This window comes from Azotobacter salinestris (genome assembly GCF_009363155.1).
Taxonomy (GTDB): Bacteria; Pseudomonadota; Gammaproteobacteria; order Pseudomonadales; family Pseudomonadaceae; genus Azotobacter; species Azotobacter salinestris.
In genome coordinates this window covers 4,173,873-4,194,926 of the sequence record NZ_CP045302.1, presented here as the reverse complement: position 1 = coordinate 4,194,926, position 21,054 = coordinate 4,173,873, and the positions used below count along the sequence as shown (strand labels likewise).

Genomic DNA, 21,054 nt, shown 5'->3' with positions numbered 1-21,054 from the left:
CGACCATATGCAGCTCCGGCGATTCCTTCTGCTCGCCCTGCTCGCCCTGCCGCTGCCGGCAGTCGCCAGCCTGCCGCAGGCACCGGAGCCTGAGCTGCGTGCCCTGCTGCAGCGCACGGTCGCCGAGGCGGACAGCTTCGGCGACCGCTTCGAGGCGGAAGTCTGGCTGCTGGACATGTCGACCCGCCTGAGCCGCTACCTGCCGGACCACGCTGAACGCCTGAACCTGCTGCGCACGGTGCATCGCGAGGCGAACAAGGCCGGACTGCGTCCCGATCTGGTGCTGGCGGTGATCCATGCGGAAAGCCGCTTCGACCGCTTCGCCATTTCCCCGGTCGGCGCCCAGGGCATGATGCAGGTGATGCCGTTCTGGAAGGCCGAGCTGGGCCGCCCCCAGGACAATCTCACCGACAACGCCACCAACCTGCGCTATGGCTGCACCATTCTCAGCTACTACCTGAAAAAGGAGAGGGGCGACCTCAGCCGCGCCCTGGCCCGCTACAACGGCAGCCTGGGGCAGTACCGCTATCCGTCGAAGGTGATCGGTCTGTGGCACGACTTCTGGTACGTCAAGTAACGGTCGAGCCCCGCTCAGCGCCGCACGCGAAATGCCGCGAAGCCCTGCAGGGCGACCTCCTCCAGCTCCACCTTCTCGACCCGGGCATATTCGGGCCCCCGCCAAAGCCATTCGGTCAGCTCGCGCACCGCAGCCTCCTCGCCCTCGACCCAGGCCTCGACCCGCCCGTCGGCAAGATTCCGCACCCAGCCGACCAGCGCCAGGCGCTCGGCCTGCAGCGCCGTGCTCTGCCGGTAATACACGCCTTGCACCCTGCCGCTGACCAGGGCGCGCAAGCCGATACGCGCCATCTCAGGAGCCCTCCCCGCGCAGCGCCTGCAGCCGTGCCGTCAGGCCGGCCGCCGTCTGCTCGCCGAGCAGCCGCTCGCGCAGACGCCCCTGGGCATCGACGATATAGGTGACCGGCAGCACCTCGCCCGGCGGCAGCTGCAGACGCTCGGCCGGATCCTGCGCCAGCACGCCGAAGCGAATGCCCAGCGCCTCGCTGGCACGCGCCAGCTCGGCTCCCTGCAAACCATCGAAGTTCACCCCCACGACGCGCACGCCGCGCCCCCGGTACTGCTTGTCCAGGGTGTTCAGCTGGGCGATCTCTCTGCGGCAGGGCGAGCACCATTCCGCCCAGTAGTTGATCACCAGCCACTGCCCTTCCAGCTGTTCCGCAGTGACCGGACGCCCATGCTGGTCGACGCCCCAATCCTCGCTGCAACCGGCCAGCGCCAGCCCGGCGGCCAGCGCCAGGACCATCCCCATTCGCCTTCCCATAAGGCTCCCTCCGCAATGACTCATGACCGGCAAACCGCTTGCCGAAGACAACGTCGCCGGCAGGCGGGCCTCTCCCACAAATATAACCGGCCCCGCCCGAACGACCGTTCAGGGCTCCGGCAGGGGTGGCTGCAGCCAATGGGCCAGGCTGTCGCCGAACAATGCCGCGCGCTCCCGCTGGAGCCGCTCCAGGGCGCTGCGCAGGGCCGGGAACCAGGGCTCGTCGAGAGCCTCGGGAAGCTGATCGAGATGCGGCAGCGGCCAGGGCGAGCGACTCAGCAGAGACTCCAGGCTGTAGCGGTTCAGGTCCCGGCAGAGCACCCAGCCGCCATCGCTGGTACGGTAGACCAGCTGCTCCCGTTCGAGAAAATCGACAATCTCGTCCCAGACCGAATCGGGCAGCGCCCAGCCGGCACGCTGCACGTCGGACTGGCGGACGGCATGGCCGGACTGCTGGCGCTGGTGGAACACCCGCAGCACACCAAGCAGCACCAGCAGACGCGGCAGCGGATTGCGCCGCCAGCCCCGGGACGCGGACAGGTTGCAGACCAGCTCGGCGCCCAGCAGCACGATCATCCAGCTCAGATACATCCATAGCAGGAACAGCGGCACGGCAGCGAAGGCCCCGTAGATCAGCTGATAGGTGGGGAACAAAGCGACATAGAGACCGAACAGCCCCTTGGCCGCCTCGAACAGCACGGCGGCGAACAGCCCGCCCAGCAGCGCATGGCGCAGCGGCACCGAGGTGTTGGGCACCGCCGCATAGAGCAGGGTGAAGGCCGCCGTACTGAACATCAAAGGCATGACCTTCAACAGCATTCTCGCCCCCGCCAAGGCATAAGGGTCGGAGATCAGCGACAGGGAAGTGATGTAGGTGCTCAGGGCGAACCCGGTGCCCAGCAGCAGCGGCCCCAGGCTGAGGATGGCCCAGTGGAGCAGGAAGCTGGACAGGCCGCGGCGCGGCTGGCGTACCCGCCAGATGGTGTTGAAGGTGTGCTCGACGGTCATCAGCATGAGCAGCGCGGTGACCATCAGCACCCCGACGCCGAGCCAGGTCAGATGCCGCGCCTGCTCGATGAAGGTCCTCAGGTAATCCTGCAGCACGGCGCCGCTGGAGGGCACGAAGTTGCGGAAGATGAAGCCCTGGATCTGCTCGCCTATGCCCTGGAACTCCGGAATGACCGACAGCACGACGAAGATCAGGGTCATGATCGGCACCACCGCGAATAGCGTGGTATAGGTCAACGCCGCTGCACTCTTCGGGCCGTGGTCGGCCAGAAAGCGCTCGAACAGATAGCGCCAGAAATCCAGGGTATCGACGAAGCGTTGACGCATGCCCTTACCTTATGTAAGCGATGACGGGCACAGGGTTCCCCCATGCGCCGGGGTGGTTAGAATAGCGGCCCCACCCCGCTGGATGCGATCTGCCCATGACCGATCTGACGCTCTATCACAATCCGCGCTGCTCCAAGTCCCGCGGTGCGCTGGAACTGCTCGAGGCCCGCGGCCTGCAGCCGAAGCTGGTGCGCTACCTGGAAACCCCGCCCAGCGCCGCAGAGCTCGGGGCATTGCTCGGCAAGCTCGGCATTCCGGCCCGCCAGCTGCTGCGCATCGGCGAGGAGGAATACAAGACGCTGAACCTGGCCGATCCCGCGCTGGACGAGGCCCAGCTGATCGCGGCCATGGCCGCCCACCCCCGGCTGATCGAGCGGCCGATCCTGGTGGCCGGCGACCGCGCCGTGATCGGTCGGCCGCCGGAGAAGATCCTGGAGCTCCTGCCATGAGCGCGTCCTACATCCTGGTGCTGTATTACAGCCGCCACGGCGCGACCGCCGAAATGGCCCGGCAGATCGCCCGCGGCGTCGAACTCGGCGGGCTCGAGGCGCGTCTGCGCACGGTGCCGGCGGTATCCACCGAATGCGAAGCCGTGGCGCCGACCATTCCCGCCGAGGGGGCCCTCTACGCCAGTCTGGACGATCTGCGCCACTGTGCCGGACTGGCGCTCGGCAGCCCGACCCGCTTCGGCAACATGGCCGCTCCGCTGAAATACTTCCTCGACGGCACCAGTGGCCTGTGGCTGACCGGCGAACTGGTCGGCAAGCCGGCTGCCGTGTTCACCTCCACCGCCAGCCTGCACGGCGGCCAGGAAACCACCCTGCTGTCGATGATGCTGCCTCTGCTGCACCACGGCATGCTGGTCTGCGGCCTGCCCTACAGCGAGGCGGCGCTGCTCGAGACCCAGGGCGGCGGCACCCCCTACGGCGCCAGCCACCATGCCGGCGGCGACGGCAAGCGCCCCCTCGACGAGCACGAAACCGCTCTCTGCCGCGCCCTCGGCCGGCGCCTGGCGGAGACGGCCCGCAGCCTGGAGAGCGGCCGTGGCAGCTAGAAGGGCGAAACCGCTGCCCAGCCTGAAATGGCTGGCCCCGCGCCTGAAGCTCAGCCGCACCCTCACCCTCGCCTGCTTCCTCGGCCTGACCGGCCTGCTGGCGGTGTGGAACCTGGGCTTTGCCGACCTGCACGGCGCCCGTCCCTGGGTGGTCATCGGCATCCAGCTGCTGCCCCTGGCATTGCTCGCCCCGGGCCTGTTGCTCGGCAGTGCGCGCGCCCATGCCTGGACCTGCTTCGTGGTGAACCTGTACTTCATCCAGGGAGTGACGGCCGCGATCGACCCGGCGCGCCAGCTGTTCGGCTGGCTGGAGGCCCTGTTCAGCCTGGCCCTGTTCTGTACCGCCCTGCTCTATACCCGCTGGCGCTTCCAGTACGACCGCAAGCTGGCGGGCGAATAGCGACCGCCCGGGTATGGCCCCAAGGCCGGCCTTACCAGCCGAGGGTTTCCTTGAGGAAGGGAATGGTCAACCTGCGCTGGGCCTGCAGCGAGGCCTGATCCAGCTTGTCGAGCAGCTCGAACAGCGCCGCCATGCTGCGCGAGCCGCGGGTGAGGATGAAGCGCCCGACCTCGTCGGTGAGGTGCAGGCCGCGCCGCGAGGCGCGCAGCTGCAGGGCGCGCAGCTTGTCCTCGTCGGACAGGCCCTGGAGCTGGAAGACCAGCGCCAGGGTCAGGCGCGACTTCAGGTCCGGCAGCTTGATCGGCAGTTCGCGCGGCGGCACCGAAGCCGACAGCAGCAGACGACGACCGCAATCGCGCAGGCGGTTGAACAGGTGGAACAGCGCCTCCTCCCAGTCGGCTCGCCCGGCGATCGCCTCCAGATCGTCCAGACAGACCAGTTCGCTCTGCTCCAGGTTGTCCAGCAGCGCCGGACCGTAGTCCGCCACGTCGGCCAGCGGCAGGTAGATCGCCAGCTCGCGGCGCTGCTCGAAGCGGATGCAGGCGGCCTGCAGCAGATGGCTGCGCCCGACGCCCTCGGCCCCCCACAGGTAGATCAGGCTCTCGGTCCAGCCGGCATCGGGCTCGCAGAGTCGTTCGGCATAGCCGAGCGCCGCCGCGTTGGCGCCGGGATAGAAGTTGGCGAAGGTGGCGTCGTCGCGCAGACGCACCCCGAGGGGCAGCTGGATCGGTTTCATGTCGGCCCGGGCGGCTCTACGGAGCCGCCGCTGGAGTCTCCGTAGCTGGACTCTCCGTAAAGGTCGGAAAGTTTATATAAATCGTGGACATGACGCAGCAGGACCATGATCACCGCGGCGACCGGCAAGGCCAGCAGCACGCCGGTGAAGCCGAACAGCTGGCCGCCGGCGAGGACGGCGAAGATCACCGCCACCGGGTGCAGGCCGATCCGGTCGCCGACCAGCAACGGGGTCAGCAGCATGCCCTCGAGCAGTTGGCCGACGGTGAACACCACCACCACACCGATCAGAGGGTACAGATCGCCGCCGAACTGGAACAGCGCGGCGACGAGCGCAGCGCCAATGCCGACCACGAAGCCCATGTAGGGCACGATGCTCGCCAGCCCGGCGAGCAGGCCGATCAGCAGCCCCAGATCGAGGCCGATCAGCATCAGCCCCAGCGCATAGACGATACCGAGCGCCAACATTACCAGCATCTGTCCGCGCAGGAAGGCGCCGAGCACCTCATGGCACTCGCCGATCAGCCCCACCACCATGCCTTCCCGCCGCCGCGGCAGCAGGGTGCGCAACTTGGCCACCAGGATGTCCCAGTCGCGCAGCAGATAGAAGCTCACCACCGGCACCAGCAGCAGATTGCCCAGCCAGGCGAGCAGGGCCAGGCCGGAGGCAGAGGCCTGGCTGAGCAGCTGGCTGACGATATCGGTGGTCTTGCCCAACTGCTCCACGAACATCGCCTTGAGCTGGTCCAGATGCCAGAACCCCTGGGCCAGCCCCAGCTTCACCTGGACCCACGGCAGGGCCTCCCGCTGCAGCCAGTCGAGCATCAGGGGCGCCAGCTGGTACAGGTAGACCAGTTGGCGGCCCAGCATCGGCAGCAGGAACAGCAGGATCAGCAGGATCAGCAGACCGAACAGGGCAAATACGGCAATCACCCCCCAGGTCCGCGACAGCCCGCGCGCCTCCAGACGATCCACCAAGGGATCGCCCAGGTAAGCCAGCAGTATGCCGACCAGGAAGGGCGAAAGAATCGGCATCAGCAGATAGATCAGCCAGCCGGCGAGAAACAGCACGGCCAGCCAGAGCCAGCGGTTTGAATCGGTCATGTGGAATCCTTGTGCCTGCGATACTTGTCGGTCCATTCCCGCACATAGTCGACGGCGCTGGCCAGGCTGCCCAGCAGCACCAGCCAGATCAGCGGCAGGCGCAGCGCGGCGACGGCCGGCAGCAGGCTCGCCTGCAGCAGCACCGTAGCGACCAGGATGGTCTGCAGGAAAGTGGACAGCTTGCCCAGCCGGCTCGGACTGACTTCCAGGAAGCCGACCCGCCAGCGGTAGCAGAGGGCGCCGACGACGATCAGCACGTCCCTCGCCAGCACCACCAGCACCAGCCACGGGGGGATGAGCCCCACCAGCCCCAGGCAGACGAAGCTGAGGATGAGCAGCAGCTTGTCCGCCAGCGGATCGAGCAGGGCCCCGAGCCGGCTGCCCCAGCCGAAGCGTCGGGCGAGAAAACCGTCCAAGGCATCGCTCGAGCCGGCCAGGACGAACACCAGCAGAGCCTCGCCGTAGGCCCCGGCGAGGATCAGCCAGGCGACCGGCGGCACCAGCAGAAAACGCAGCAGAGTCAGCAGATTGGGCAAGTGATGCATGGACGGCTCCGGCCGCTGCTTCGCCCCTTCAACCTCGCGCCGGGGTCACCAGTGGAAGCTCAGGGTCGTTTCGCGCGGCTGCACCATCGGCGCCTGACCGGCCGCCGGGCCTGCAGCCCCCTCCTCGCGCAGACCGATCAAGGCCATCTGAGAGCGCACCTGGGCAACCGTGGACTCGAGTTGATAGACCAGCCGGTCGCCCTCGACACGGCGCAGGCGGGCGCCGAAGGGCTCCAGGGTGCGCTCCAGCTCGGCGTAGCGGGCCAGGTTGGCGCCCGCGACCTGCAGGACCAGACGCTCGGTCGCCTCCTGCTTGCCCATGAAGCGCTCGGCCAGCCGCTCGCTCGCCGCCAGCATCACGGCATCGGCCAGGGCGGTGCTTTCCGCTGCCTCGGCAACCCCCTCCGCCTGACCGCCATCGGCCGCCAGACGCCACTGCGCCAGCCACTTGCCGCCCTCCTGGCGGGCGCGCACGGTGAGCATGGCATTGGCTCCGTAGCGTCCGGACACCTCCTGCAGTCCCGTGCCGCCGGCCAGGTTCTCCGGGGTGGCGACCAGTTGTTCGTCGAGATCGGCCATCGGCAGGCGCAGCGGCAGCCCGCGGTACTGGGCGGCGGCGCGTAGCGGCGGCGCGCTGTCCTGGCCGTCGCCGACCAGTTGGGCGCTGCCGTCGACCTCGTTCAGCCACCAGACCAGCAGACTGGGCCGGTTGGCCCCCCACAGCGGCAGACCGGCCTGGCGCAGCTGGCTCTGGGTGGTGGCCGGGTCGAAATCGACCACCAGTGTCTGCCCTTCGTAGCCATATTTGAGGATCAGTTGCTGCGGATCCTGGCGCACGGCGGCCAGCGCGGGGTTCTGCAGCACTTGGGGATCGCCGGTCAGGCGCACCAGCAGAGCGTCGAGAGCCCGCTGCAGGGCCTGGTCGCGCGCCGCCGGCTGCTGGCTGGAGACCGGCTCGCGGACCTGATAGAGGCCGGCGAGCTGCTCGGCGAGAGCAGGCAGGCTGAACAGCGACAGGCAAAGCAGGAGCGGACGGACGATCGGGCGCATGACAAAAATCTCGAGGTGACGGCGCAGGGGACTGCGAATGGGCGTATACCTTAAACAGCCGCCGATCCCCCGGCAACCGCGAGCACCGGACCTGCAGGCCGCATGCCAGAGCCCGCTGCGCTGGCGGCGGGGCGCTCGGTGGTCGCTACCGGACAAGCCTGATAGAATCGCCTGTCCTGCAGACCGACCCTCAGCCCCGGTCGAATCCCGAATTTCCCTGAAGGCCTGATCCATGAGCAAGCAACCCTCCCTGAGCTATAAGGACGCCGGTGTCGACATCGACGCTGGTGAAGCACTGGTCGAACGCATCAAGGGCGTGGCCAGGCGCACCGCGCGCCCTGAGGTGATGGGCGGCCTGGGCGGCTTCGGCGCCCTGTTCGAAATCCCGGCCGGCTACAAGCAGCCGGTACTGGTCTCCGGCACCGACGGCGTCGGCACCAAGCTGCGCCTGGCGATGAACCTCGGCAAACACGACAGCATCGGCATCGACCTGGTGGCCATGTGCGTCAACGACCTGGTGGTATGCGGTGCCGAGCCGCTGTTCTTCCTCGACTACTACGCTACCGGCAAGCTCAACGTCGACGTCGCCGCCCGCGTGGTCACCGGCATCGGCGAAGGCTGCGAGATGGCAGGCTGCGCACTGGTCGGCGGCGAGACCGCCGAGATGCCCGGCATGTACGAGGGCGAGGACTATGACCTGGCCGGCTTCTGCGTCGGCGTGGTGGAGAAGAGTGAGATCATCGACGGCGCGAAGGTCGTCGCCGGCGACGCACTGATCGCCCTGCCCTCCTCCGGTCCGCACTCCAACGGCTACTCGCTGATCCGCAAGATCCTCGAGGTGAACGGCACCGACGTGGCCGGCACCGCCCTGGACGGCCAGCCGCTGGCCGATCTGCTGATGGCGCCGACGCGCATCTACGTCAAGCCGCTGCTCAAGCTCATCAAGGAAACCGGCGCGGTCAAGGCCATGGCCCACATCACCGGCGGCGGCCTCACCGAGAACATCCCGCGCGTGCTGCCGCAGGGCACCCGGGCGCTGATCGACGTGGCCAGTTGGACCCGCCCGGCGGTGTTCGACTGGCTGCAGGAGAAAGGCAACGTCGACGAGCGCGAGATGCACCGCGTGCTCAATTGCGGCGTCGGCATGGTCGTCTGCGTCGCCCGGGACAAGGTCGAGCAGGCCCTCGCCGTGCTGCGCGAGGCGGGCGAACAGCCCTGGCTGATCGGCAGCATCGCCGAGGGCGAGGGTGCCGAGCGCGTTCTGCTGAACAACCTGAAGGCGCACTGATGGCCGGCCCCTGCAATGCGGTGGTGCTGATCTCCGGCTCCGGCAGCAACCTGCAGGCGCTGATCGACAGCCAGGGAGACGGCAACCCGCTGCAGATCCGCGCGGTGCTCTCCAACCGCGCCGATGCCTACGGCCTGACCCGGGCGAAGAAGGCCGGCGTCGCCACCCAGGTGCTCGATCACCGGGCCTACGAAGGCCGCGAGGCCTTCGACGCTGCGCTGATGGAGGCGATCGACGTCTTCCAGCCCGATCTGGTGATCCTCGCCGGCTTCATGCGCATTCTCACCCCGGCCTTCGTCCGCCACTACGAAGGCCGCCTGCTGAACATCCACCCGTCCCTGCTGCCCCGCCACAAGGGCCTGCACACCCATCGCCGCGCCCTGGAGGCCCTGGACAGCGAGCACGGCTGCAGCGTGCATTTCGTCACCGAGGAGCTCGACGGCGGCCCCCTGGTCATCCAGGCGGTGGTCCCGGTGCAGCCAGGAGACACCGAGGAAAGCCTGGCGCTGCGCGTGTACCTGCAGGAACATCGGATCTACCCGCAAGCCGTGCGCTGGTTCGCCGAGGGCCGCCTGCGGCTGGCCCCGGAAGGCGCCCTGCTGGATGGAGAAAAACTGCCGGCCACCGGCTATCTCATTCGAACCTAGGATAGGAGACGTTATGCGTGGTGCCCTGTTGTTCGCCCTTGCCTTGCTCGCGGTACCGACCTATGCCTTCGAGCTGAAGCCGTTCTTCGCCAGCTATACCGCCGACTGGAAACAGATGCCGATCAGCGGCTCCGCCGAGCGCACCCTGAAGCAGCTGGACGGCACGCGCTGGGAGTACGAGTTCAAGGCCGGCATGCTGGTCGCCAGCCTGTCCGAGCAAAGCACCTTCACCGTCGAGAACGGCCGCCTGGTGCCGCTCGCCTACCGCTACGAGCGCAGCGGGATGGGCAAGGGCAAGGAAGTCGAGCACGACTTCGATTGGAAGGCCAAGAAGGTCCAGGGCAGCGACCGCGGCAAGGCCGTGAACCTGCCGCTGAACCGCGGCCTGCTGGACAAGTCCCTCTACCAGTTGGTGCTGCAGAAGGAAGTCGCCGAGGGCAAGAAGAGCATGAGCTATCAGGTGCTCGACGGCGACGAGATCGAAACCTACGACTTCCGGGTGCTGGGCAACGAGAACGTGCGTACCCGCGTGGGGGTGATCGAGGCGATCAAGGTCGAGCGCGTGCGCGACCCCACCCAGAGCGACCGCAAGACCGTGTTCTGGCTCGCCAAGGACTGGGACTATCTGCTGGTGCGCCTGCACCAGGTGGAGAAGGATGGCAAGGAGTATCAGATCATGCTCAAGGAAGGCACGGTCGACGGCCGCCCGGTGAAAGGCCGGCTCGACTGAGTCCAGCACTCCACAGCAAAGCCGGCCTTGCGCCGGCTTTGTCGTTTCTGCAGCCTTACCACATCAGATCGTCGGGGATCTGGTAGGCGGCATACGGATCGTCCTCGTCCGGAGCCTCGGTCGGGGTGTTGAGGAGCACCACCCGGCGTGGATCGCGCTCCTGGATCTTCAGCGCCGCCTCACGCGGCAACACTTCATAGCCGCCGCCGTGGCGGACGATGCCCAGCGAGCCGCGACTGAGCTTGTCGCGCATCATGGCATTCACCGGCAGGCGCTTGACCTTCTTGTCGTCGACGAAGTTGTAGTAGTCGTCGGTGTTCAGCTTGGGCAGGCGGGAGACCTCGATCAGCTGCTTGACCTGCGCGGCCCGCGCCTTCTGCTCGGCTTTTTCCTGCTGCTGGCGGTTCAGTTCCTGATCGCGGGCGAGCTTCTCGGCCTGGGCCTGGAGCGCCGCCTGGCGCTGCGAATCGTCCTTCTCGACCTGACCCTTGCGCTCCAGGCGCTCCTGCTTCTGCTTCTGCTTGCCGGCCTGCTTGGCCTGCTTCTCGTTGACCAGCCCGGCTTTCAGCAGCTGGTCGCGCAATGACATGCTCATCGTAAGAAATCTTCCAACAGCCCGCCGCTGCGGGCGTTCGTTTTCAGGGGCGAACTTCGGCGACACGGGCAGGCCCGGGAATGGCTGGACTGGCGCTTCCCGCAGCCTGCCGCCCAATGCCTGCACGGCTGACCGATTGATTCAAGCCCGGACTCCGTCGGACGACCGTATCGGCCAGACGGGCTACCGGGAGTCAATCCTCCGGTCTGACGGCCCGGAGTGCAAGCCCGGAATGGCCAACGGCACCCTCACTGGCAGCCTTCGGGCGATGACTATACAGTTCAACACTTCGCAGCATTCTCGACGGAACCGGGCAATGCCACTTTTTTTCAAGGTCTCGCTGCTGGGCACCTTTCTCGCCAGCGTCCTCTTCGTGCACTTTCGCGGCCGCGCCCGCCTGCCCCTGCTGCGCCAGATGGTCAACTACTCGGCGCTGTTCATGCCGTACAACGCCCTGATGCAGCTCTGCTCCCGAATCCCCTCACGCCCCTACGTCGAGCGCCGCGACTTCCCCGAGCTGGACCTGCTGCGCGACAACTGGCAGACCATCCGCGACGAGGCCCTGGCGCTGTTCGACGAGGGCTACATCCGCGCTGCCCTCAACGACAACGAGGCCGGCTTCGGCAGCTTCTTCAAGAAGGGCTGGAAGCGCTTCTACCTGACCTGGTACACCGAGGGCGAATTGCCCTCGGCCCGCCGGCTGTGTCCCAGGACGCTCGAGCTGCTGGCCCGGGCCCCTTCGGTGAAGGGGGCGATGTTCGCCATGCTGCCGGCCCGCAGCCACCTCAACCCGCACCGAGACCCCTTCGCCGGCTCGCTGCGCTACCACCTGGGGCTGGCCACGCCGAATTCCGACGCCTGTCGCATCCATGTCGACGGCGAGCCCTATTCCTGGCGCGACGGCGAGGACGTGATGTTCGACGAAACCTACGTGCACTGGGTGCTGAACGATACCGACCAGTCGCGCCTGATCCTGTTCTGCGATGTCGAACGGCCGCTGCCGACGCCGCTGCGCCAGTTCAACCGCTGGATCAGCGGCGTCCTGGGCCGGGCCACCGCACCACAGAACGTCGCGGGAGAACGGGTCGGCGCGATCAACCGCGCCTACGGCGGCTTCAAGCGCCTCGGCGATGCCCTGGGCGGACGGGTCCGGACGCTGAAGCGCCGTCACCCCAAGGCCTATCGGGCGCTGCGCCCGCTCCTCGCCGCCCTGCTGATGGCCTTGCTGTATCTCTGGCTCACCGACTGAAGGCTCCCTCAGGCGCAGCCCGGCTCGCCGCGCTCGGCACGCTTGGCCTCGGCCCACAGGGCTTCCAGCTCGTCCAGGGTGCAGCCCTCGGGGCTGCGACCGTCGGCGCGCAGGGCCTGCTCGATGAAGCGGAAACGCCATTCGAACCTGCCGTTGGCACCACGCAAGGCGGCCTCCGGATCGACCGCGAGATGCCGCGCCAGGTTGGTCGCGGCGAACAGCACATCACCGAGCTCGTCGGCAATGGCCTGCGGATCGTTGCCGCTCATCGCCTCCAGCAGCTCGTCCAGCTCCTCGCGCAGCTTGTCCACCACCACCAGCGCCTCCGGCCAGTCGAAACCGACCCGCGCGGCGCGCTTCTGCAGCTTGACCGAGCGGGACAGCGCCGGCAGGGCCTGCGGCACGTCGTCGAGCAGGGATAACTGCTCGGGTGCGGCAGCCTTCTCCGCGCGCTCCTCGGCCTTGATCTCCTCCCAGCGCTGGCGGATGGCCGCTTCGACCAGTTTCGGCTGGTCCGGCGCGCCATACAGGTCGCCGTCGGGAAACACGTGGGGATGGCGGCGGATCAGCTTGCGGGTGATGCCGTCGACCACCGCGGCGAAGTCGAAGCGCCCCTCCTCCCTCGCCAGCTGGCTGTAGTAGACCACCTGGAACAGCAGGTCGCCGAGCTCGCCCGGCAGGTGCTCGAAGTCGCCGCGCTCGATGGCGTCGGCGACTTCATAGGCCTCCTCGATGGTATGCGGGACGATGCTCGCGTAGGACTGCTGCAGGTCCCAGGGACAGCCGTGCCGCGGATCGCGCAGGCGGGCCATGAGGTGCAGCAGGTCGTCGAGTCGATACATGGAGTCTCCCTGTTCGGTCCGGGTGCGAAAGCCGCGAGCATAACGCGATCCCGCCGCGGCTGCCGCCAGGGAATCAGAACGGCTCGCCACGCCAGAGACCGGCGCCCAGGAAAACTGCCCAAAGCAGTCCGCCCCCGGCCGGCAGCCAGAGCGCCAGACGCGGCGCATGGGGCAGCAGCAGCACCAGGGCGAAGCCCGTCAGGGACACCAGGCCGAACCAGCCGACCGGCCCCATCGCCGAGCCCCAGGCCAGAACGCAGGCCTGGAGGGCCAGCCCCAGCGCCAGCCAGCCGGCGACGCGCAGGGTCCGCCGCAGCCAGAGCGATGGAGCCCGCTGCCAGACCTGGCGGTAGTGACGCTCGAGCCCCAGGCAGAGCCCGAGCATGCCCGTGCAGGCGAGCAGCAGGCCCGCAGTGAATCCGGTCAGCATCGCACGACTCCTTGCAGCGGACGGGACAGTCGATCGGCGGCATCCGCCCGGCCGACCCGCCAGGCCACCCAGCCCAGCACGGCGCCGCCCAGGAAGACGCACAGCTCAGGAGCAGACGGGTCCTATCGAGGGACAGCGCGCTGAAGCCTCCGAGCAGCGGCAGCCCCATGCACAGCAGGACAACCGCCCACAGCTGCTCGCGCCAGGCCGTCATCGGCGGACGCCACCAGGCATGGACGAACGCCAGGCCCCAGACGACGAAGAACAGGCGCACCTCCCAGCCGGCACGCCCGGCCAGATCCGCCGGCAGCAGGCGACCGGCCCAGAGCAGCACGACGCAACCCAGCATGAGGCCGGCCAGCGTGCCGACGTTCAGGCACTCGACCAGGCGCAGGAAGCCCTGTCCGGCATTCGCCTCGGCCACCTTGAAGCGCTGGCGGATGACGAACAGCACCAGGCCGCTGGCGATCATCGCGCAGCTGACCGCGCTGCAGAGGAAATACAGCCAGCGCATCGGATAGCCACCGAACTGCGCAAAATGCAGCCCGGCCATGACCCGCTGGGTCAGGGCACTGGGACGCGTCTCCGGCTGCGCCTGCAGGAGCCTGCCGGAAACCCCGTCGAAGATTGCCACCACACCTTTGGTCAGGGCGATGCGGCTGCCCAGCAGGGGACTCGCCTCGACCCGGGCATTCGTCCGTCCCGGATGCCTGGCCCGCAGGGACGCCACCATGCCCGGTCCGAACAGCGCCTCCGCCGGGGCGATGAACGACTCCAGCGGCAGCAGTTCGGCAGGGGGCGCCGGGCGACGCCTCGCGCTGCATGGCCATGCGATCGCCGCCGTAGAGGGCATCCAGCGCCGCCGGCATGTAGATCAGGAAGAAGATCACCAGCCCGGTGTAGGTGATCATCAGATGGAACGGCAGCAGCAGGACCGCGCTCGCGTTGTGGCCGTCCAGCCAGGCGCGCCGGCTGCCGACCGGGCGGAAGGCGAAGAAGTCGCGGAACAGGTGGCGGTGGATGACGATGCCGCTGACCAGCGCCACCAGCATGGCCATTGCCGCCAGCCCGACCAGCCAGATGCCCAGGGTACGCGGCAGGAGGAGGCTGTAATGGAAGCGGAAGAAGAAGTTGCCGCCCACGCTGTCGCGCACCGGCACCTGGGCCTCCGACTCCGGATCGAGCACCAGGCGGGCGGCATGGCGGTCCTCGCCGGTCGACACCTTCAGTACCGGCGAACGCTCGGTCGGCAGATCGATGCTCCAGACCGCGGCCTCGCCGTGCTCGCGCGCCAGCCAGTGCTGGGCGAAACGCACGGCCTTCGGCTGGTCGACACCCGTATCGCGCAGCTCCGGCTGCATCCACCAGCTGATCTCCTTGTCGAACACCGTCAGGGTGCCGGTCAGGAAGATGGCGAACAGCAGCCAGCCGAGCAGCAGTCCCGCCCAGCCATGCAGCCAGGTCATGGACTGCCGGAACGTCCTGTTCCCGGCCATCAGAAGGCTCCTCCGAACCAGGCCGGCCAGAAGCCGATGGCGGCCAGCGGCAGCGACAGGGCGATGCCCAGCCAGACGCGCCGCATGGAGGCAGCCGCGAACACCCAGAGCACGATCCCCGTATAGAGGGCGAAGGACAGCAGGGTGGCAACCATGACCGCATTGAAGCGCGCCAGCGGCAGAAGACGCGCCAGCGCCGCCGTGGTGGCATAGGTTAGGACGTACCCCCCGAAGACGGCTGCCGTGACCCTCAAGGCCACGTCCAGCCATGCCCGCCGTGCGGGCGGCAACGATAATCGACGGCTCAAGTTTTTCTCCTTACAGATTGCATGCCGGCTCCCGGCATATGAATGGCCGGCTGGTGAAGGCCCGACGGCCCGCGGGCATCGCCCATGCTCATGCGTCCAGCATCCCCATCTGCCGCCAGTGCGGCAGCACGGCTGCCTCGAAGTCCCGGAGGCGCCGCTCCAGGTCGGCCTCCCCGGCCCCGCCGGCATCCACCAGCAGGGTCCGGACCGTCTCGTGCAGCAGCCGGCCGGCAATGCCCGGATATTCCAGCAGGACCCGCAGGGCCACCCTCTGCAGGCGGTCGGCGGCCACCGCGGAGCCCAGCCGTAATGGATGCCCTGCAAGGCGCCCTCGCAGAGCACCCGGTTCAGGCTCCGGCAACGCTCGGCGGCGACCTTGCCCGGCAGCAGCGGAGGGACATGCCCGGCCCAGGCGAGCATCTGCAGGGCCGGACTGATCAGGCCGGTCTGCCCCTGCAGGGCCGGAGGCGGGCCAGTTCGGCGAAGGAGCACGGGCCGGCCGCCAGGGCCTCGAGCAGGGGGCCGAACAGGCCGGCCTGTCCCGGCACCGGGCCGATGCGGGTGTCGAAGTCGATGCCGCCGCCCTGCGGCGCTCCCGGAACGGCCGCCAGCACCTGATCGAGCAGCGCCAGGCGATGCGCCTGCTCGTCCAGCCGGCGCCCGCCGCGCTGGTAGAGATCGCGGCGCTCGGACTGGTTGCGCACCAGGTCCTTGAAGGTTTCCCGTGCGGCCGACGTGCGCAGCTCGCTCAGCAGGGGCAGCAGGTTGCCCGGCAGGGACAGCGCGTCGATGTTCTCCAACGGCGTGGCGCTGCCCAGGTACTCGCAGCCGCAGGCGGACAGCGCCTCGATGACATCGGCCACATGCAGCGACTCCCAGTGCGCGTTCAGCAGCTCGTGGATCAGCTGTCGCGGGTCTTCCCGCCGCCCCGCCGCCAGATAGCTCGCCGCCGCCGGTTGTTCGCGGAAGAAGCCGGCGCCGCCCTGCGCCATGCGCTCGAGCAGGCCCAGGCCGGCCTGCATCCGGACCACCGAGTCGCCCGGCACGCAGTCGCCATGACAACGCAGAAAGCGCTGCAGCGCGGACAGGAAGGCCATGCCGGGCTGGCACATGTAGCCGAGGTAGAGAATGCCGCCCGGCTTGAGCCAGTGGCGCACGCAGCGGTGCAGCGCCTCGCGGTCGGATGCGGAGATCCACGAATAGACGCCGCCGAGGACGATGAAGTCGTACTGCGCGCCCTGCGCCTCGGCCGTTTTGGCCAGGGAGGCGAAGTCGGCCTCGACGAACTCGAGATTGCCCAGTCCGGCGGCCTGCACCAGGCTGCGGCCGTGGGCGATGTGGTGCGGATTGAAGTCGATGCCAACGAAGCGTCCCTGGGGGTTGGCCGCAGCGTTGAGCGCCGCGCCCAGCCCCTGCCCGCAGCCGAGTTCGCACCAGGAATAGGGCCGGTTGATGTCCGGCGCCGCGATCCCCAGCGCGGTCGCGACGAAGGACAGCCAGAGCGGCGTCGACTCGCGCTGGAAATGATGGGGATAGGGCACGTCCAGTACGTAGCCGGTGTCTTGCGGCGTGGCTGCTCGGCTCCTGCGGACGGTCAGAAGGAGAACTTGGCCGAGGCGTAGTAGGCCCGGCCCGGCTCGTTGTAGCTGGCCGCCCCGGCGGTGCCGGAGGCATTGCCCTCGCGCTTGAGCTCCTTGTCGAACAGGTTGTTGATGCCGGCCCCGAAGCTCCAGTGCTTGTCCAGTTCGTAGTTGCCGTTGATCGACCACAGGGTGTAGCCGCTGCGCTGCTTGAGGGCATCGCCACTTTCCGCAGCCCCCGTGGTGCTCAGCCGGCACGGGTCCTGGTAGCCGTAGAGGGTCATGCTCAGGTTCAGGTTGGGCGCCGCGCTGGCCTGCCAGCCGAGCATGGAGTTGACGGTGAACTTGGGAATGACCGACAGCGGCTCGCCGGTCTTCTTGTTCTTGTTCTCGATCATGTAGGTGAAGTTGGTGCTCCAGCTGAGGACGTCGCCCTCGAAGCCCATCAGCGGGACGTTCAGGGTGCCTTCCCAGCCGGCCACCACCGCTTTGGGCGCGTTCTCCCACATCAGGACTTGGCCGAGCCCGCCCTGGGTGCCGCCACTGGTCGTGGCAACCGGATTCAGGCCGGCCTCGATCTTGTCCTCGTATTCGTTGCGGAAATAGGTCACCCCGGCGTTCCAGCCGGCCTGGTCGTAGGCCACGCCCAGCTCGAAGTTCCAGCTCTTTTCCGCGTCCAGGCTGTCGTTGCCCTGCACGTAGCAGCCGCCGCCCAGGCTCGGCGAGTCGACCGGGCAGCCGTTGCCCATGGTGAAGTAGAGGTAGTTGGCGTTGGACGGGTACAGGTTGGGCGCCTTGAAGGCTCGCGCGAGACCGCCCTTGACGGTGACGGCATCGGTCAGCCGGTAGGAGGTGTTCAGGCTCGGGCTCCAGTTGCTGCCGAACTGGGTGTGGTTGTCGAAACGCACGCCGGGCGTCAGGGTCCAGCGGTCGGTGAGATGAACGTTGCTTTCGGCGAAGAAGGCGATGTTCTCGTTGGTCGCCTCGCTGTCGCGGGTGCCGGAACCGACCCCGGCAATCGCGCCTCCGCCCGCGGTGTTCTGGCTCATCGAGTAGGGGTCGTCCAGCACCTCCTTGGTGTACTCGAAGCCCAGCGTCGCCACCTGGCTGAAACCGAAGGTGAAGGGAATGCTCACCTCGCCGCTCAGCGCATAATAGTTGTCGTATTCGGAAGTGGACTTGTCGCCGCTGTTGATGCTGCCCTCGGGGCCGCCGGCCAGGCCCTCGTTGAGGCGCCGGTTGCGGGTGTTCTCGTAGAAGAAGACCAGCTGCGAGGTGCCCCAGTCCCAGTTGCCGCGATGAGTGATGGACCCGGCGCGGCGAAACATGATGTTGGTTTCCCGTCCAATATTCTCGTTCAGCAGCGCGGTGCCCGTGGAGCTGACGGCCCGGTCGCCGGCGTAGATCTTCCCCTGGCGGTTGTAGCTGCCCTCGACCTCGAGGATCTGCTGCGCATTCAGGTCCCAGCGCAGCAGGCCGTTGAGATCGCGGTTGCGCCGGCCGGCGGCGTGATGTTGACCACCCCACCGGCCGCCCCCGAGCCGTAGCGCGCCGCCGCCGGACCGCGCAGCACCTCGATGCGCTCGACCAGCTCCGCCGGCACCCAGTTGGTGTCGCCGCGGGTGTTGCGCTCGCCGCTACGGCCCATGCGCACCGAGTTGCGCGAACGCACGGGCTTGCCGTCGATCAGGATCAGGGTGTTTTCCGGGCCCATGCCGCGGATGTCGATCTGCCGGTTGTTACCGTACTGGCCGCTGGCGCTGTTGCCGGTGAGGTTGACGCCGGGCATCTTGCGGATGATGTCGGACAGGTCGTTGACCGGCGGACGCTTCTTGATGTCGTCGGCGGTGATGATGGAGACGCCGGGGGCCTGTTTCAGCTCCTGCTGGGCGGTGACCACCACGTCGTCCAGTTCGACGACCTTTCCTGCGTCCTCCCGATAGGCACCACCGTTCTGGATGCCCTCCTCGGCAGCCTCCTCCGCTTCCAGGGAGGGTGAAGAAACCGCCAGCAATGCCAGGGGCAGATGTGCAAGCCTGAAACGCGAGCACATGCCTTACCTCACTTCTACGCATGGGCGAGCCGGCCATCTGCCGGATGAGGCGGGCTTGGCCGGAGGCGACGAAACACAGGGCTTCGACGCCTGGCCCGGCCGGCCCCCTGAATCCCGAAGACGGCGGCGCAGGACAGAGTCGCTATTTATTCTTATTTGAGAGTAAAGATCATTTACGAACTATACATTTTCAGGCTCAGCATCATCCGCAATCCCGGGTGGCCGTTCTCCGCCCATAGCCGCCCCCCCTGCTGATCAACCAGCCGGCGGGCGATCGCCAATCCCAGTCCGAATCCGTCGCCCCCCGGCCGGGCGGCGTTGAGCCGGGTGAAGGGCCGAAAGATGCGCTCCAGATCGCTGTCCGCCACGCCCGGCCCCTGGTCCTCGACCCACAGCAGCCAGTGGTCGCCCGCACGTCGACCATCCAGACAGACGCAGCCGCCCTCCGGCGAATGGCGGATTGCATTGCGCAGGATGTTCTCCAGCGCCCGGGCCAGGCCATTGAGGTGTCCCTGCACCCGGCAATCCGGCGGCAACCGGCAGGGAAGGCGCTCGGGACTCCAGCCGCTCTCGAAACAGGCGTCCTCGCCCAGGATCTCCCACAGGGCGCCGACCTCCACCGGCTCCAGCGGCGGCTGCGGCCGCTCGGTATCCATCCAGGCCAGTTCCAGGGTGCTGTCGACCAGGGTCCGCATGACTCCGACCTCGCGCCGGACCCGCTCCTCCAGCTCGGCGCCACTCAGCCCTGCCTCGCTGGCCACCTGCAGGCGGCTCAGAGGCGTGCGCAGCTCGTGGGACAGATCGCGCAGCAGCTGGCGCTGCAGGCCCAACGACTCATCCAGGCGCCCGGCCATGTGATCGAAGGCGCGTCCGAGCTCGCCCAGCTCGTCGCGCCGCCGGGCGCCCCCCGGATCCACGCGCGCCCCCAGGTTGTCCGCGTGCAGGGCATTGGCCAGCTCGCGCAGGCGCGCCAGCGGCGCGATCAGCACCCGGTAGAGTCCGATACAGAACAGCAGCGCCAGACCCGCAGGAGCCAGATAGTGAGTCAGCGCCTTGAACAGCATCCTGTAACGCCAGGGCCGGTAGCGTTCGGGCAGCTGGATGATGAAATAGCCACGCTCCCCGGACAGCGGAATCGCGATCAGGGGCCGCTCCCGCGTGCGCCGGCTCATCGGCCAGTCGAGCCGGCGCATGGCGGTCAGCCGCGCCCCCTCGATCAGCGGCCTGCTCCCCAGCGGTTGCAGGCTGTCGTCCACCAGGTCGACCAGTCCCGGCTCCCGCCGCTGCACGTCCTCGAGAAATTCGTCTACCGCCTGCGGTCCCTGCACAGCTGCACGCTCGGCCTCTTCGGCGTAGGCCTGCAGCGTCTGGTGAGCCTCGCGGGAAAGATAGGCGGTCTGCAGGTCGATCCAGTTTCCCCAGGTAACGCTCAGGGAAATCACCAGCAGGCAGAACATGACCAGCAGCGCGGCCAGTCGCCAGAACAGGGAATGGCGGCCCGGCATTCAAGTCGCCTGCAGCTTCAGCAGGTAGCCCCTGCCCCATACGGCTTCCAGCCGTACAGCGTTCAGATCGAGACCGGCCAGCTTGAGCTTGCGTCGGATGTTGCTGACATGCATGTCCAGGCTGCGGTCTGCTGGGAATAGCCGCGACGCAGTACCTGCTGGTAGAGGAACGGCTTGCTCAGCACCTCCTGCGGATGGCGCCAGAAGGTTTCCAGGAGACGATACTCGGTCAGGGTCAATCCGGCCCAGGCATCGCCATGGCGGACGTCGCAACGCCCTTCATCGAAGTGCAGCGGAAAAACGCTCGAGGGCATGGGCTGCCCGCGCTCGTAGGCGATGCGCCGCAGGATGGCCTCGATGCGCACCTGCAGCTCGCCCATCCCGAAAGGCTTGGGCAGGTAGTCGTCCGCCCCGCGGCTGAAGCCGGTGATGCGGTCCTGCTCGTCGCCCAGTGCCGAAATCAGGATGACCGGCACGTGCCGACGCTGGCGCAGGCGGGCCAGCACCTCGAGGCCGTCGAGGCCGGGCAGCAGGATATCCAGCAGAACCAGGTCGAAGTCGCGCGCGCTGGCCAGCGCCAGGCCTTCACGGCCGTCGCCGCACAGGGTCACGGCAAAGCCCTGGCGCTCCAGATGCTCGCTCAGGTGGACGCCCAGCAAGGGATCGTCCTCGATGGCCAGGATGCGGCGATTGGGAAGGGCGGTCATCCAGCGGCTCCGCAAAATGAGAACAATTCTATTTCATATTCTACGGAGCACGTCTACCCAAA

Annotated in this window: 22 protein-coding genes and 4 pseudogenes; 8 read left to right on the top strand and 18 right to left on the bottom strand. The window is 67.9% G+C overall.

Annotated elements, in window-relative coordinates; genetic code table 11:
- The first annotated feature begins 7 nt into the window (after positions 1–7).
- On the top strand, positions 8–577 hold the full coding sequence (locus GCU53_RS19650; protein WP_152389101.1) for a lytic transglycosylase domain-containing protein: 570 nt from the start codon (positions 8–10) through the stop codon (positions 575–577).
- A gap of 14 nt (positions 578–591) precedes the next feature.
- On the opposite strand, the gene GCU53_RS19645 is transcribed toward GCU53_RS19650, so the two are convergent.
- The 3 genes from GCU53_RS19645 to GCU53_RS19635 all read right to left on the bottom strand — a co-directional run bounded on the left by GCU53_RS19645 (position 592) and on the right by GCU53_RS19635 (position 2,674).
- Positions 592–867 (bottom strand): acylphosphatase, encoded by a 276-nt coding sequence (locus GCU53_RS19645; protein WP_152389100.1) that lies wholly within the window; start codon positions 865–867, stop codon positions 592–594.
- A gap of 1 nt (position 868) precedes the next feature.
- Positions 869–1,339 (bottom strand): TlpA disulfide reductase family protein, encoded by a 471-nt coding sequence (locus tag GCU53_RS19640; RefSeq protein WP_152389099.1) that lies wholly within the window; start codon positions 1,337–1,339, stop codon positions 869–871.
- Between the two features lie 108 nt (positions 1,340–1,447).
- Positions 1,448–2,674 carry a YihY family inner membrane protein gene (locus GCU53_RS19635; RefSeq protein ID WP_152389098.1) on the bottom strand — a complete coding sequence of 409 codons (1,227 nt, stop codon included), beginning with the start codon at positions 2,672–2,674 and terminating at the stop codon, positions 1,448–1,450.
- Positions 2,675–2,769: 95 nt separating this feature from the next.
- On the opposite strand from GCU53_RS19635, the gene arsC reads away from it, so the two are divergent.
- The 3 genes from arsC to GCU53_RS19620 are packed head-to-tail and all read left to right on the top strand — an operon-like array spanning position 2,770 to position 4,128.
- On the top strand, positions 2,770–3,123 hold the full coding sequence (arsC, locus tag GCU53_RS19630; RefSeq protein WP_152389097.1) for an arsenate reductase (glutaredoxin): 354 nt from the start codon (positions 2,770–2,772) through the stop codon (positions 3,121–3,123).
- Positions 3,120–3,728: an NAD(P)H:quinone oxidoreductase gene (gene wrbA / locus GCU53_RS19625; RefSeq protein ID WP_152389096.1), complete on the top strand. Its 609-nt coding sequence runs from the start codon at positions 3,120–3,122 to the stop codon at positions 3,726–3,728. Before arsC ends, wrbA begins: the two co-directional genes overlap by 4 nt.
- Complete coding sequence (locus GCU53_RS19620; RefSeq protein WP_244306874.1) at positions 3,718–4,128, top strand: DUF2069 domain-containing protein; 411 nt, start codon at positions 3,718–3,720, stop codon at positions 4,126–4,128. The genes wrbA and GCU53_RS19620 overlap by 11 nt, the downstream gene beginning before the upstream one ends.
- A gap of 31 nt (positions 4,129–4,159) precedes the next feature.
- Here the strand turns inward: GCU53_RS19620 and hda are convergent, their stop codons facing one another.
- The 4 genes from hda to GCU53_RS19600 are packed head-to-tail and all read right to left on the bottom strand — an operon-like array spanning position 4,160 to position 7,562.
- On the bottom strand, positions 4,160–4,864 hold the full coding sequence (gene hda / locus GCU53_RS19615) for a DnaA regulatory inactivator Hda (protein ID WP_152389094.1): 705 nt from the start codon (positions 4,862–4,864) through the stop codon (positions 4,160–4,162).
- Positions 4,861–5,967: an AI-2E family transporter gene (locus GCU53_RS19610; RefSeq protein ID WP_152389093.1), complete on the bottom strand. Its 1,107-nt coding sequence runs from the start codon at positions 5,965–5,967 to the stop codon at positions 4,861–4,863. Before GCU53_RS19610 ends, hda begins: the two co-directional genes overlap by 4 nt.
- Positions 5,964–6,512, bottom strand: a complete 549-nt coding sequence (locus GCU53_RS19605) for a CDP-alcohol phosphatidyltransferase family protein (protein WP_152389092.1) — start codon at positions 6,510–6,512, stop codon at positions 5,964–5,966. The genes GCU53_RS19610 and GCU53_RS19605 overlap by 4 nt, the downstream gene beginning before the upstream one ends.
- Before the next feature lie 45 nt (positions 6,513–6,557).
- Complete coding sequence (locus GCU53_RS19600; protein ID WP_152389091.1) at positions 6,558–7,562, bottom strand: DUF2066 domain-containing protein; 1,005 nt, start codon at positions 7,560–7,562, stop codon at positions 6,558–6,560.
- Positions 7,563–7,794: 232 nt separating this feature from the next.
- Here GCU53_RS19600 and purM point away from each other — a divergent pair, with 232 nt between their 5' ends.
- Genes purM through GCU53_RS19585 form a run of 3 tightly spaced genes read left to right on the top strand, consistent with a single transcriptional unit; the run spans position 7,795 to position 10,227 of the window.
- Positions 7,795–8,850 (top strand): phosphoribosylformylglycinamidine cyclo-ligase, encoded by a 1,056-nt coding sequence (purM, locus tag GCU53_RS19595; protein ID WP_152389090.1) that lies wholly within the window; start codon positions 7,795–7,797, stop codon positions 8,848–8,850.
- Positions 8,850–9,497 carry a phosphoribosylglycinamide formyltransferase gene (purN, locus tag GCU53_RS19590; protein ID WP_152389089.1) on the top strand — a complete coding sequence of 216 codons (648 nt, stop codon included), beginning with the start codon at positions 8,850–8,852 and terminating at the stop codon, positions 9,495–9,497. Before purM ends, purN begins: the two co-directional genes overlap by 1 nt.
- A gap of 13 nt (positions 9,498–9,510) precedes the next feature.
- On the top strand, positions 9,511–10,227 hold the full coding sequence (locus tag GCU53_RS19585) for a DUF3108 domain-containing protein (protein ID WP_152389088.1): 717 nt from the start codon (positions 9,511–9,513) through the stop codon (positions 10,225–10,227).
- A gap of 55 nt (positions 10,228–10,282) precedes the next feature.
- Here GCU53_RS19585 and GCU53_RS19580 read toward each other — a convergent pair whose 3' ends face one another.
- Complete coding sequence (locus tag GCU53_RS19580; protein ID WP_152389087.1) at positions 10,283–10,822, bottom strand: DUF2058 domain-containing protein; 540 nt, start codon at positions 10,820–10,822, stop codon at positions 10,283–10,285.
- Positions 10,823–11,138: 316 nt separating this feature from the next.
- Between GCU53_RS19580 and GCU53_RS19575 the strand changes: the two genes are divergently transcribed.
- Positions 11,139–12,071 carry an aspartyl/asparaginyl beta-hydroxylase domain-containing protein gene (locus tag GCU53_RS19575; protein WP_244306873.1) on the top strand — a complete coding sequence of 311 codons (933 nt, stop codon included), beginning with the start codon at positions 11,139–11,141 and terminating at the stop codon, positions 12,069–12,071.
- A gap of 8 nt (positions 12,072–12,079) precedes the next feature.
- Here the strand turns inward: GCU53_RS19575 and mazG are convergent, their stop codons facing one another.
- The 10 genes and pseudogenes from mazG to GCU53_RS19535 form a co-directional block, all read right to left on the bottom strand.
- The gene (mazG, locus tag GCU53_RS19570) at positions 12,080–12,913 is read right to left on the bottom strand and encodes a nucleoside triphosphate pyrophosphohydrolase (RefSeq protein ID WP_152389085.1); all 834 of its coding nucleotides are present in this window, start codon (positions 12,911–12,913) and stop codon (positions 12,080–12,082) included.
- A gap of 73 nt (positions 12,914–12,986) precedes the next feature.
- Entirely contained in the window at positions 12,987–13,343 is a 357-nt protein-coding gene (locus GCU53_RS19565) for a DUF3325 domain-containing protein (protein WP_152389084.1), read from the bottom strand.
- A gap of 496 nt (positions 13,344–13,839) precedes the next feature.
- Positions 13,840–14,076, bottom strand: a pseudogene (locus GCU53_RS26605) (PepSY-associated TM helix domain-containing protein); the annotation flags it as partial.
- 73 nt (positions 14,077–14,149) lie between these two features.
- Positions 14,150–14,809: pseudogene (locus GCU53_RS26600) on the bottom strand (PepSY-associated TM helix domain-containing protein); the annotation flags it as partial.
- Positions 14,810–14,838: 29 nt separating this feature from the next.
- Positions 14,839–15,147, bottom strand: coding sequence for an iron transporter (locus tag GCU53_RS19555; protein WP_244306868.1), 309 nt, complete (start codon positions 15,145–15,147; stop codon positions 14,839–14,841).
- Between the two features lie 88 nt (positions 15,148–15,235).
- On the bottom strand, positions 15,236–15,415 hold the full coding sequence (locus tag GCU53_RS26255; RefSeq protein ID WP_244306866.1) for a hypothetical protein: 180 nt from the start codon (positions 15,413–15,415) through the stop codon (positions 15,236–15,238).
- A gap of 169 nt (positions 15,416–15,584) precedes the next feature.
- Complete coding sequence (locus GCU53_RS19550) at positions 15,585–16,688, bottom strand: class I SAM-dependent methyltransferase (RefSeq protein ID WP_244306864.1); 1,104 nt, start codon at positions 16,686–16,688, stop codon at positions 15,585–15,587.
- Between the two features lie 53 nt (positions 16,689–16,741).
- Positions 16,742–18,780, bottom strand: a pseudogene (locus GCU53_RS19545) (FepA family TonB-dependent siderophore receptor).
- A gap of 173 nt (positions 18,781–18,953) precedes the next feature.
- Complete coding sequence (locus GCU53_RS19540) at positions 18,954–20,285, bottom strand: sensor histidine kinase (protein ID WP_152389083.1); 1,332 nt, start codon at positions 20,283–20,285, stop codon at positions 18,954–18,956.
- Positions 20,286–20,992: pseudogene (locus tag GCU53_RS19535) on the bottom strand (response regulator transcription factor). It abuts the gene before it with no gap.
- Positions 20,993–21,054: the final 62 nt, after the last annotated feature.

Bases quoted from the DNA above. Each gene is read 5' to 3' on its own strand.
- arsC (WP_152389097.1), top strand. From the start codon at position 2,770: ATGACCGATCTGACGCTCTATCACAATCCGCGCTGCTCCAAGTCCCGC.
- GCU53_RS19645 (WP_152389100.1), bottom strand. From the start codon at position 867: ATGGCGCGTATCGGCTTGCGCGCCCTGGTCAGCGGCAGGGTGCAAGGC.
- GCU53_RS19565 (WP_152389084.1), bottom strand. From the start codon at position 13,343: ATGCTGACCGGATTCACTGCGGGCCTGCTGCTCGCCTGCACGGGCATG.
- GCU53_RS19585 (WP_152389088.1), top strand. From the start codon at position 9,511: ATGCGTGGTGCCCTGTTGTTCGCCCTTGCCTTGCTCGCGGTACCGACC.
- GCU53_RS19580 (WP_152389087.1), bottom strand. From the start codon at position 10,822: ATGAGCATGTCATTGCGCGACCAGCTGCTGAAAGCCGGGCTGGTCAAC.
- wrbA (WP_152389096.1), top strand. From the start codon at position 3,120: ATGAGCGCGTCCTACATCCTGGTGCTGTATTACAGCCGCCACGGCGCG.
- GCU53_RS19610 (WP_152389093.1), bottom strand. From the start codon at position 5,967: ATGACCGATTCAAACCGCTGGCTCTGGCTGGCCGTGCTGTTTCTCGCC.
- hda (WP_152389094.1), bottom strand. From the start codon at position 4,864: ATGAAACCGATCCAGCTGCCCCTCGGGGTGCGTCTGCGCGACGACGCC.
- GCU53_RS19640 (WP_152389099.1), bottom strand. From the start codon at position 1,339: ATGGGAAGGCGAATGGGGATGGTCCTGGCGCTGGCCGCCGGGCTGGCG.
- mazG (WP_152389085.1), bottom strand. From the start codon at position 12,913: ATGTATCGACTCGACGACCTGCTGCACCTCATGGCCCGCCTGCGCGAT.
- GCU53_RS19650 (WP_152389101.1), top strand. From the start codon at position 8: ATGCAGCTCCGGCGATTCCTTCTGCTCGCCCTGCTCGCCCTGCCGCTG.
- GCU53_RS19575 (WP_244306873.1), top strand. From the start codon at position 11,139: ATGCCACTTTTTTTCAAGGTCTCGCTGCTGGGCACCTTTCTCGCCAGC.
- GCU53_RS19540 (WP_152389083.1), bottom strand. From the start codon at position 20,285: ATGCCGGGCCGCCATTCCCTGTTCTGGCGACTGGCCGCGCTGCTGGTC.
- GCU53_RS19600 (WP_152389091.1), bottom strand. From the start codon at position 7,562: ATGCGCCCGATCGTCCGTCCGCTCCTGCTTTGCCTGTCGCTGTTCAGC.
- purN (WP_152389089.1), top strand. From the start codon at position 8,850: ATGGCCGGCCCCTGCAATGCGGTGGTGCTGATCTCCGGCTCCGGCAGC.
- GCU53_RS19635 (WP_152389098.1), bottom strand. From the start codon at position 2,674: ATGCGTCAACGCTTCGTCGATACCCTGGATTTCTGGCGCTATCTGTTC.
- GCU53_RS19605 (WP_152389092.1), bottom strand. From the start codon at position 6,512: ATGCATCACTTGCCCAATCTGCTGACTCTGCTGCGTTTTCTGCTGGTG.
- purM (WP_152389090.1), top strand. From the start codon at position 7,795: ATGAGCAAGCAACCCTCCCTGAGCTATAAGGACGCCGGTGTCGACATC.